Source organism: Betaproteobacteria bacterium, assembly GCA_016720925.1.
Lineage (GTDB): Bacteria > Pseudomonadota > Gammaproteobacteria > Burkholderiales > Usitatibacteraceae > UKL13-2.
This window is the reverse complement of record JADKJR010000034.1, coordinates 1-8,804: the sequence shown is the minus strand read 5'-3', so window position 1 is coordinate 8,804 and position 8,804 is coordinate 1. Positions and strand designations below refer to the sequence as shown.

The following is an 8,804-nucleotide window of genomic DNA, read 5'->3' as shown; positions in this document are numbered from 1 at the left end:
GTCGCAGACTCCTGCCTCTGCGTACTTCCACGTAACTGAGGTCGTCAGCTTGATTGGGGCTGATGTCGTTGGCATTTGTTCGATCGTCAGTGGCGGAAGGGTTTGTCCAGGAATCGCCTGGAGTCGCCGAGGTCATGCCGCTCATATGTGAATACAAGGCGCTGGCTTTCAGCTCTTTGCTGAATGCGTATTCACCTGACATCTCATAGCCCTTGATTTCAACCGGCTTGCGCGTCAAAACAAAATCTCAACGGTCGCATTGCCTGCAACCGAGGCACCAAGCTCGGAATAGGAGCGATAGGTTGATGCTGTCAGATAGCCACTATTGGTCCGCCAGGTAAAGCCGATTTCCTTGTTATCGCTAACGACCGCCTGCAAATCGGCATACAGACCACCAACCGATCTGCCCGGCATTGACGTTTCGCAGCGGAATACCGACGTTCGGCAATGTAAATCCTTTGCTGTATGAAGCGAAGGCCGACCATCCCTGCGGCAGGCGAACCACCAAACCGAAATTTGGCAGCGATTCGGAATACTTTAGTTTGCCGCCTGCCACATCGAAGCCGCCCAGGCCCGCAACGGATGGGCTCCTTGTTGCCCAGACGGTGGTGTAACTATCCACACTGAGCTCACCGCCTTCGTGACGCACGCCTGCGCTGACAGTTACCGGGCCGGCATTATAAGAGAGCTGTGCAAACGGGGCGGTACTTTGGTACTTCATTGGCGGCACCCAGAGCCGGTCCGTGAGGGCGAGCCTTTGCTGGGCCGTATCTTCGACGACGTCGACGCCTGCATTCAGTTCAAGATCATTGATTCCCGCCAGATGGTCGGTACTCCAGTTTGTGCGAACACCCTTTTTCTTCGATTCAATTTCGGATTGTTCTACAAGCGTCCCCAACGCCGCGATCCGCGGATCCTGTTACCCCGATTCAGGTTGGAATTGTCGCTTTTGAGCGGCTGACAGTCCGTGGTGCCCCATTCGGACAAGAAGCGCGTGTGCTGATCCGCCCGGTAGGCATGAACGTTGAGCGCGCCACCGAGGAGGTTTGAATGCGTATAGGTCAATATGCTCTGATTGAATTCGTTGAACTCGGTCTGGCCGCCAGGCGTTTTTCCCCGTACGGACGTGTCAGTTAATCCCAGCGCACGGTTACCGACGAGCTCAAGATAGTTGCCTTTGCCTCGCATCAGAAAGCGGCTCGAGGTCACCGTCATGCGCTGCTCACCGCTGGCACCAAAGTTCGCGCCAAGCTTCACAAAATGATTCTTGGTTTCCGAGTCGTTTGACGCCCCGCTTTGGCCCATGCCGATCATGCGACCGTGAGCGTCGTATTCCATACCACGGTCGGCAGAGGATGTCGCAAACAACACATCGAATGCATCGCTCTTGTGGGCGCCAATGAACCCCACCTTCCAGCCGCCGCTATCGGTGCGTGATTGCGTCTCATACTGCGACGTCAGGAGAACTCGTTGCCCATCTTGGTGGGCGTCTTGGACAAATAATTGATGATGCCGCCCGACGCACCGATTCCCTCTGACGCGGATGGGCCGTTGATGACTTCGATGCGCTCGATAATCCCCAGATCGGTAAAAACACTCGTGCGGTTTCCTTCACGCAGCGGGAATGGTTTGCGGGACACCATCGAAAGGCGAAGGGCAGATCGCCCCCGCAGCGTTTCACCGTTGCTTGCCATTTGTTGCGTCGCTTCCGAATAGCCGGGCACTGTTCTTGTCAGAATAGCCGTCGCATCTTGCGTCAGCTGGTGTCTCGACAATTTCTTCCTTGGAAATCACCGTAATTGCACCAGGAATCTTGTCCACCGCCTTGGCGGCGCGAGATCCGGTCGTTACGGTAATGGTCTCAACCACCTGCGAGTCCTTGCTTTCCTCTGATTTGGCCTTGTTGGCGTCCTGCGCGTAAGCGCTGGTGGTGATCGATGCAAACACCAGCGCGGACAGTGTCGCCGCGACGGAGACTTTCATTTTAGGAAGTGTTTCATGGTTGTCCGAGTTGAGTTGATGAATCAAGAACTGCCTGCCGCCACCTATGGCTGGTGTTACGGAAGGCACGACACAAGTAATGGTGCGGTCTTCTAGCCGTTCGTCCACCATTCATGTAGTTCGGGCGAGTCTGGGCGCAATTGCAAAGAATAAAAACCCTCTGGAGACATATTCAAAAAATACTTTTTGTTTCTTTAGCCCAATGCCGGTTTCAGCGGCCTGAATTAAATCACGCGCATGACGATTCATACTGTTTCACAACGCCGAAACATTTAATCCTGCGCAAGTTTTCGTGTCTGTGAATGCGAACTGGCTTACTCATGAATCCGGTTTACCCGAACAAAGAACGCACCAGATAGAGGTTTGCCTGCAACATCGAGAAACTGTCCCTCGATACGGCGACGCTCTCCTTGCTTGAGTGCGAGTGTGAACCGGACATAGCTCGCGTCGGCTGCCGCTTGTGCCAAATGCGCTTTGTCATCTAAAAGGAGGCGCGCGGCCGCCACCGGTCGCGCCGGCACGTTTCTCAAGGCCCGGTTGAGCGGCGTATCGGCCGCAGGCGGAAACAAATACAGGCGGACCTCGTATTCACCGGCCGACGCGGCTTCGATGTTCCACGCCCCGAACAAGGGCACGTCGATGCGCCCCAACTCCTTGAAATCACCTGCCCACGGCCCGCACCAATCAGCCGACGTGAGCAATGTTTCCGGCTCGGCAGGCGAGCCAACCAGATTAAAATTCGCCAGCGCGAGCAGCGGTCTTGTAACGTTTGCCCAGTTCTCATAGAAGACGCGCAAGGTGCGTACTACGTCTTCTCGCACAGACGCGAGATCGGCTTTCTGGCCGGGATCCACAGTGATGTCATAGAGCTCCGGGCCCTGCACCAGGCCCCATATGTTCCACAGTACGGCGCTGTCCAAGTCATTGAAGACCGGGCCACTCGGGCCGTATTGAATACCACCTTGCGATCCCGAAACGGGACCGAGTTTCCCTCCAGCAGCGGCTTGAGGCTGCGCCCCTCAAATTCGGCAGTCTTGTTGATCTTCAGTCCGCACAGGCCGATCACTGTCGGAAGTACATCCGTGCTGCGCGAAAGTGTATCAATGTCTCGCGGCGTGCCTTTTACCCCCGTCGGCCAGCGAATAAAGAAAGGCACCCGGTGCCCGCCATCGTAGAGCGAAGCTTTCCGTCCGCGCATCCCGGCATTGAAAAAAAGCGTGCGATCACCGGTCCCGTTGTCAGTCATGTAAATGACGATCGTGTTTCGGGCAAGCCCGCTCTCGTCCAGAAATCTTAGCAGGCGACCGACATTTTCATCGAGGTTGCTGGTCATGCCGAAAAATGCGGATCGCACTTTGCCGAGATCCTCGTACGGTTTCTCGTAGCGGGATTCAACGTAGTACGGCTCGTGGGACGCGGTCGTGGCCAGATAAACGAAAAATGGCCGGGTTTGCTGCCGCATCCACTGTATCGACTCGCTGAAGAAGACGTCCGTGTTGTAACCCGTGATTTTTGTAAGCGTGCCATTGCGCCAGTAACGGTCGTCGAAGGCATCGTTTTCCCATTCACCCGCTACCGAATCAATGCCGAATCCTTTGTAACCAATTGACAGATCGAAACCGCGATCCTGGGCACGGAAGGGATAGTTGTCCCCCAGATGCCACTTGCCGAAATGCGCGGTCGCATAACCGCTGTCCTTGAAGAACTGCGGCATCATTGGCAACTCGCGGCGGACGGTGGTGCCACCTTGCGCAACAGCCGACGCGCCATTGCGAAATGCCGAAATGCCACTCATCAACTCGCTGCGAGTGGGCGTGCACATAGGAGCGACGTGATGGTCGATAAACCGCATGCTTTGCCCGCGCAGCAGATCCAGATTTGGTGTTTTCAAACGCGGATGACCGTGGGCACCGAGGTCGCCGTAGCCGAGATCGTCTGCGAGCACGAAAATGACATTCGGTTGCTCGGCGGCGCGAGCGGCGTGCACTGTCAGAAACGCAACAAAACCCAAAGTGCGCAAGGAGGCAAATACCGAATTGTGTCATCCTGTTTTCCTTGTACATATTGGTGGCTCGTGTCTTGCGTCATTTCCGTGCGCGCCCAAGGCCGTCCCGCGCGATATCGCCGTATCAGGAAAGCGATTTTGCACAGCGCACCCCCGCGTGAGACGTGCCACTGTCTGCCGCGGCGCCCTGCCGCGCGCCCGGGCGGTATCGAAAGCAGAAATCGGCGTGGCACAGGAAAGAACCACCCCGTTGTGCTCGGCGCATTTGCTTGTCCAGTGGAAGTGAGGGTCCGGTTGGGTCCACAACATTCTGTCCTTTGCGCGTGACATAGGCATTCGGGTCATACCAGTCTGCCGTCCATTCCCAAACATTGCCTGCCATGTCGTACAAGCCGTAGGAATTGGGCTGGTAGCTCCTGACCGGCGCCGTCCCGGCAAAGCCATCGGCCGCGTCATTACGCGTGGGAAATATCCCCTGCCAGATGTTGGCAGCCCAGCTGTCGCGCGGCGCGGCGGCGCTCGGCTTCTTGTTGCCCCAGACGTAAGGCTGGCCGTCGATGCCCCACGCGCGGCCCGCTCCCACTCGGCCTCGGTCGGCAAGCGCTTGCCTGCCCAATGACAGTAGGCATTCGCATCTTCCCAGGCCAGGTGCACGACAGGATGATTGGCGCGATTCCTGATTCTGCTGCCTGGGCCTTCGGGTGCGCGCCAGTTAGCACCGGGCGTCCAGTACCACCAGCGGGACATGTCTGTAAGGTCGACCTCGCCTGCAGGCATCACGAAGACAAGTGAGCCCGGTTGCAACTTCTCTTTCGCCGGCGCTGGCGTTCCCGCCGGCAGCTGCCGCATGATTTCGGCGAGGACGATGGGCCGCTCGGCGACAGTTTGGTAACCCGTCGTGCGTGCGAATCGCTGAAACTGCGCATTCGTCACTTCCGTCTCATCGAGAAGGAACGCATGAGTGAGACGCACTTTGTGCGCGGGGCGCTCCTCAGGCCAGGCCGCGTCTTCGACGCTTCCCATCTGAAACTCGCCGGCGGGGATCAGTCGCATTTCTTTCGTACCCGGTACGCTCGCGGATGCCAATGTGGCGACATGCGCGAACGCTAGGCACGCAGCGCCAACACTCTGCCGGAGTATGTTCCAACGAGTCACTTGATTTACGCCTCCGTGTTGCAGTCGATGATGGTTGCAAATGGCATCGCCGGACGCCAGCTGGTGGTTACCGCTGAATGATCAGCCCCTTGAGCGACTCAGGTGCCGGAGGCGGAAAGAACAAGCTACCGATATAGCCGAACACGATGGAAATGAGAATTGCAATCGCCAAGTAGATAAAAGGATGCACCAGATTCACCGACCATGCGGCAAAGGTCAACACGATGCTGGCGAACATGCCGATCAGCACGCCCTGCCAGTTTGCCCTGCGTGTGAACATGCCCAGTGTGTAGGCGCCGCCGAAACCGCCGCCCAGCAGCCCGTACATTTCGAGCGCCACGTCGAGGTAGGAGCCGATGTTGTAGCGGCTGAGAAGTAGCGCCAGACTAATGCCGATCACGCCGGCGACGACCGTGACGAATTCCGCCAAGCGAATGCTTGCAACCTGCGTTGGATTCTTTGCCAGCCGCTCGTAGAAATCCACGGAGACCATCGTGGCAACGCTGTTCATGATGCTGGAACAGGTTGCCATGGAAGCGGCAAAAATGCCGGCGATCATCAGGCCCGTGATGCCCGCCGGCAGTTCTGCTGCAATAAAGAGTGGAAAGGTGGCATCGACCGATAGCAGCGGATTCATCCGCTCGGGGTGGCTCTGGTAAAACACCCACAAGCCGGTGCCGATGAGATAGAACAGGCAGGCACCGGGAAAAATGATCGCAGCAAACAGCCAGACGGACTGCCCGGCCTCCTTGTCGGACTTGGTCGTAAATACACGTTGCATCAATACCTGGTCTTTCGGAAAGGTCAGCACGATTTCCATCAGGACGAGAAAAACAAAACCCCAGACCGTTGCCTTGGTCAGGTCGAAACTCCAGTCGAGCATCTTCGTTTTGTCCGGCGGCGTCTGCCACGGCGACCATCCCCTCGATACCCGCCATCCAGTTTCAGCCAGATGAAGACCAGGGCGAAGATCAGGCCGCCCACCTTGACGATCAGTTGCAGGAAATCCGTCCAGATCACTGCCCGCATGCCGCCCAATGCGGTATAGCCGATCGTCACCACGCCCATGATGAGGATGCTCCATACCATGTCAAAACCGGTGATGGTCGCGATCGCCAGCGAAGGCAAAAATAGGATGATGCTCATCCGTCCGCCAAGGTGAAGCACGATACACATGGCGCTCGCCATCATCCGCACCGACGGATGAAAACGTTGCTCCAGATAATCAAATACAGAAACCAGTTTCAGACGGCGCAGCATCGGCACGATCCAGATCGCTACAAAAACCAGACCAAAAACATTGATCAGATTGCCCATCAGGTATTGCCAGTTGGTGGCGAATGCCTTGGCCGTGGTCGCGATATAACCGATGGAACTGGTGCTGGTGACGTACAGGCTCACGGCGGCCGCCCAGAACGGGATGGTCCGATTGCCGACGAAAAATTCCGATGTTGACTGTTTTTCCTCGCGCCAATAGCAGTAGACGCCTATGCCGGCGATGGCGATCAGATATACAACAATCATGACCCAGTCGAGTGGGCGAAGCAGAAGTTTGCTTCCCTCGATCTCGGAAAAACTGAATTCCGCGCTTCCTGGATTCTGCACCGCATGTTCCCAGAAAATTCCGTTGCCCAGACCGGCGCCGCGCAGCACCGTTGCGTGAATTGCCGCTCCTTGCTCTGATATCCCGTTCGTAATGGTGTGGTAGGTGATCAACTGTAATGCGCCTGGTGTCGAAGTAGTCGGGCTCATTTGAACCAGAAACAGTAAATGTGCCTGGCCCGTAGCACGCGCTGCGCCATCAACAACCGTGCCAGGCAACGCACTACTCCGGCTCAAACCCGCGGCCGGGGTCCAGCGCCAAAGTTGATCACCCTTGTCGCCGGGCAGTCTAGGCCGTGGCATAGAGGGCAGCGTCTTGGGCGACAAGCGAAGAAATGTCGGTCGGCAAGGCTGTTGTGGGCGCGGGAATTTTCCATGCTGGTTGAGGTCCTGCGGGATCAATCATCTGCCAGTGGGTCGCCCCATCCGCAGCAATACCGGTCACGTACAACACGCCGCCAAGCACGGCGCCTTTCGATTGCGCGAGAGGCTGCGGAAGAGGCGGCAATGCCTTCGCTGGCGGGATCGTCGAATCGGGATAAGGTTCAACGTGGCTGACGCCCGCCCCAGCGTTGGTTTCAATCAGCAGATACGGACGTTGCCCGTTTGTGATTGAGCCGAGGATTCTCCCGGCGGGGCGCCAGGTCATCTGAATCCATTCCTTGCGGGCATCGTCCAACTGCCACAGTTGATGTCGTTGGACGATGACAGGTCGCCCGGAAACAGCGAACATGACGTCCGGCGAACCGGAAAATGCGGGGAGTGCCTCCGTCTTTACAGAGACAAGGTTCTCCGCATTAACCCCGCTGACGACGGTGTTCAGCAGAACGCACGCCAGCAGGTAACTTAGAAATCGACGCATGATTTTCCATTGGTCCGCACACAGCATGGTTCAATTCGCTCCAGAACGTGTGCGGCGGAAGGTGACCAGACGATCGTTGGCAGGGCAGTACTGAAAGCTTTCCTGAATGGCAACGAAACTTCTGTGAGTGGTACTTGATTGCAAACCGCAGTCTGGGCGCAATTGCTGACAATGAAAACCATGCGGAGCTATCTTCAAAACAATATTTTGTTTGCTTCTCAATCGCCAACAATCATTGCGAATCAGCAGATTACCGATGGCGGCCGGAACTGAACTTGTCCTTTTGCATGGTTGCCGCGCGGCTACACTGGCGACTGCCCCGACGTCAGTCGTGTGCTAGATCGACTCCAGCAGCGCAACCGTCCCCAGTCCGCCATCCGCACAAATGCTCACGATCGCCTTCCGGCCCGCACCCATGGCAGACAGCTCCTTGCTCGCCTGCGAAAGAATTCTTGCGCCCGTCGCGCCAAACGGATGACCGATGGCGACACTGCCGCCATTGGGATTCAACCGCTCCCACGGAAACTTGCCCAGCGGATGATTGACGTTCACTTTCCCGCGCACGAACGTCTCGCTTTCAATGGCCATCACATTGCACAACACCTGTGCGGCGAACGCTTCGTGAATTTCCCACAGGTCGATGTCGGCGAGCATCAAACCATGACGGGCCAGCAGACGCGGGATCGCGTAGGCGGGCGCCATCAGCAATCCTTCTGCGAAGATATCGACACCGGCTATTTCGTAATCGAGCAGTCTCACACGTCGCGCATTGCTGGGCAACTTTGCCAACCCCGCTTCGTTCGCCACCCAGATCGCGGCCGCGCCATCGGTGAGCGGAGAAGCGTTGCCGGCAGTCACCGTGCCAGCCCCAGTGCGGTCGAACGCCGGCTTCAATGTCGCCAGTTTTTCCAACGTAGAGTCGGCGCGCGGAATGCCGTCTTTCGCGGTACCATTGACATTGATGATCAGTTCATTGAAAAACCCGTCGGTCATCGCCTTCACCGCCCGCGAATGACTGTCATAGGCGATACGGTCCTGCATCGCGCGCGGCGCCTTCCACTGCTTTGCCATCTCTTCGCAATGCTCGCCCATGCTTTTGCCGCTCGAACGGTTTTTCACGCTGGGGATATCGAGTCTGATGTCCCTGAATGTGATGCTGGTGATCGCATCGAACCGCTG

At 57.1% G+C, this 8,804-nt stretch carries 10 protein-coding genes and 1 pseudogene; all 11 read right to left on the bottom strand.

Features of this window, described 5'->3' with window-relative positions; all coding sequences use genetic code 11:
* Window positions 1–361 precede the first annotated feature (361 nt).
* On the bottom strand, window positions 362–898 hold the full coding sequence (locus tag IPP88_22730; protein MBL0125364.1) for a TonB-dependent receptor: 537 nt from the start codon (window positions 896–898) through the stop codon (window positions 362–364).
* Window positions 883–1,410 (bottom strand): hypothetical protein, encoded by a 528-nt coding sequence (locus IPP88_22725; GenBank protein ID MBL0125363.1) that lies wholly within the window; start codon window positions 1,408–1,410, stop codon window positions 883–885. The genes IPP88_22730 and IPP88_22725 overlap by 16 nt, the downstream gene beginning before the upstream one ends.
* 47 nt (window positions 1,411–1,457) lie before the next feature.
* Window positions 1,458–1,643, bottom strand: a complete 186-nt coding sequence (locus IPP88_22720) for a hypothetical protein (protein MBL0125362.1) — start codon at window positions 1,641–1,643, stop codon at window positions 1,458–1,460.
* A 34-nt stretch (window positions 1,644–1,677) separates the two neighbouring features.
* Window positions 1,678–1,983, bottom strand: coding sequence for a hypothetical protein (locus IPP88_22715; GenBank protein ID MBL0125361.1), 306 nt, complete (start codon window positions 1,981–1,983; stop codon window positions 1,678–1,680).
* 332 nt (window positions 1,984–2,315) lie between these two features.
* The gene (locus IPP88_22710; GenBank protein ID MBL0125360.1) at window positions 2,316–2,855 is read right to left on the bottom strand and encodes a hypothetical protein; all 540 of its coding nucleotides are present in this window, start codon (window positions 2,853–2,855) and stop codon (window positions 2,316–2,318) included.
* Entirely contained in the window at window positions 2,807–3,988 is a 1,182-nt protein-coding gene (locus IPP88_22705; protein MBL0125359.1) for a sulfatase-like hydrolase/transferase, read from the bottom strand. Before IPP88_22705 ends, IPP88_22710 begins: the two co-directional genes overlap by 49 nt.
* A gap of 142 nt (window positions 3,989–4,130) precedes the next feature.
* Window positions 4,131–5,059 (bottom strand): annotated as a pseudogene (locus IPP88_22700) (formylglycine-generating enzyme family protein).
* A gap of 169 nt (window positions 5,060–5,228) precedes the next feature.
* On the bottom strand, window positions 5,229–6,044 hold the full coding sequence (locus tag IPP88_22695; protein MBL0125358.1) for a hypothetical protein: 816 nt from the start codon (window positions 6,042–6,044) through the stop codon (window positions 5,229–5,231).
* Window positions 6,020–6,913, bottom strand: coding sequence for a hypothetical protein (locus tag IPP88_22690; protein ID MBL0125357.1), 894 nt, complete (start codon window positions 6,911–6,913; stop codon window positions 6,020–6,022). Before IPP88_22690 ends, IPP88_22695 begins: the two co-directional genes overlap by 25 nt.
* Before the next feature lie 139 nt (window positions 6,914–7,052).
* Entirely contained in the window at window positions 7,053–7,625 is a 573-nt protein-coding gene (locus tag IPP88_22685; protein ID MBL0125356.1) for a hypothetical protein, read from the bottom strand.
* A gap of 336 nt (window positions 7,626–7,961) precedes the next feature.
* Window positions 7,962–8,804 (bottom strand): acetyl-CoA C-acyltransferase (locus tag IPP88_22680; protein MBL0125355.1); only part of this gene is annotated, 843 nt, incomplete at its 5' end.

Excerpts from the sequence above, each read along its gene's own strand:
- IPP88_22720 (MBL0125362.1), bottom strand. The coding sequence starts at position 1,643 with ATGGTGTCCCGCAAACCATTCCCGCTGCGTGAAGGAAACCGCACGAGT.
- IPP88_22685 (MBL0125356.1), bottom strand. The coding sequence starts at position 7,625 with ATGCGTCGATTTCTAAGTTACCTGCTGGCGTGCGTTCTGCTGAACACC.
- IPP88_22715 (MBL0125361.1), bottom strand. The coding sequence starts at position 1,983 with ATGAAAGTCTCCGTCGCGGCGACACTGTCCGCGCTGGTGTTTGCATCG.
- IPP88_22695 (MBL0125358.1), bottom strand. The coding sequence starts at position 6,044 with ATGCTCGACTGGAGTTTCGACCTGACCAAGGCAACGGTCTGGGGTTTT.
- IPP88_22690 (MBL0125357.1), bottom strand. The coding sequence starts at position 6,913 with ATGAGCCCGACTACTTCGACACCAGGCGCATTACAGTTGATCACCTAC.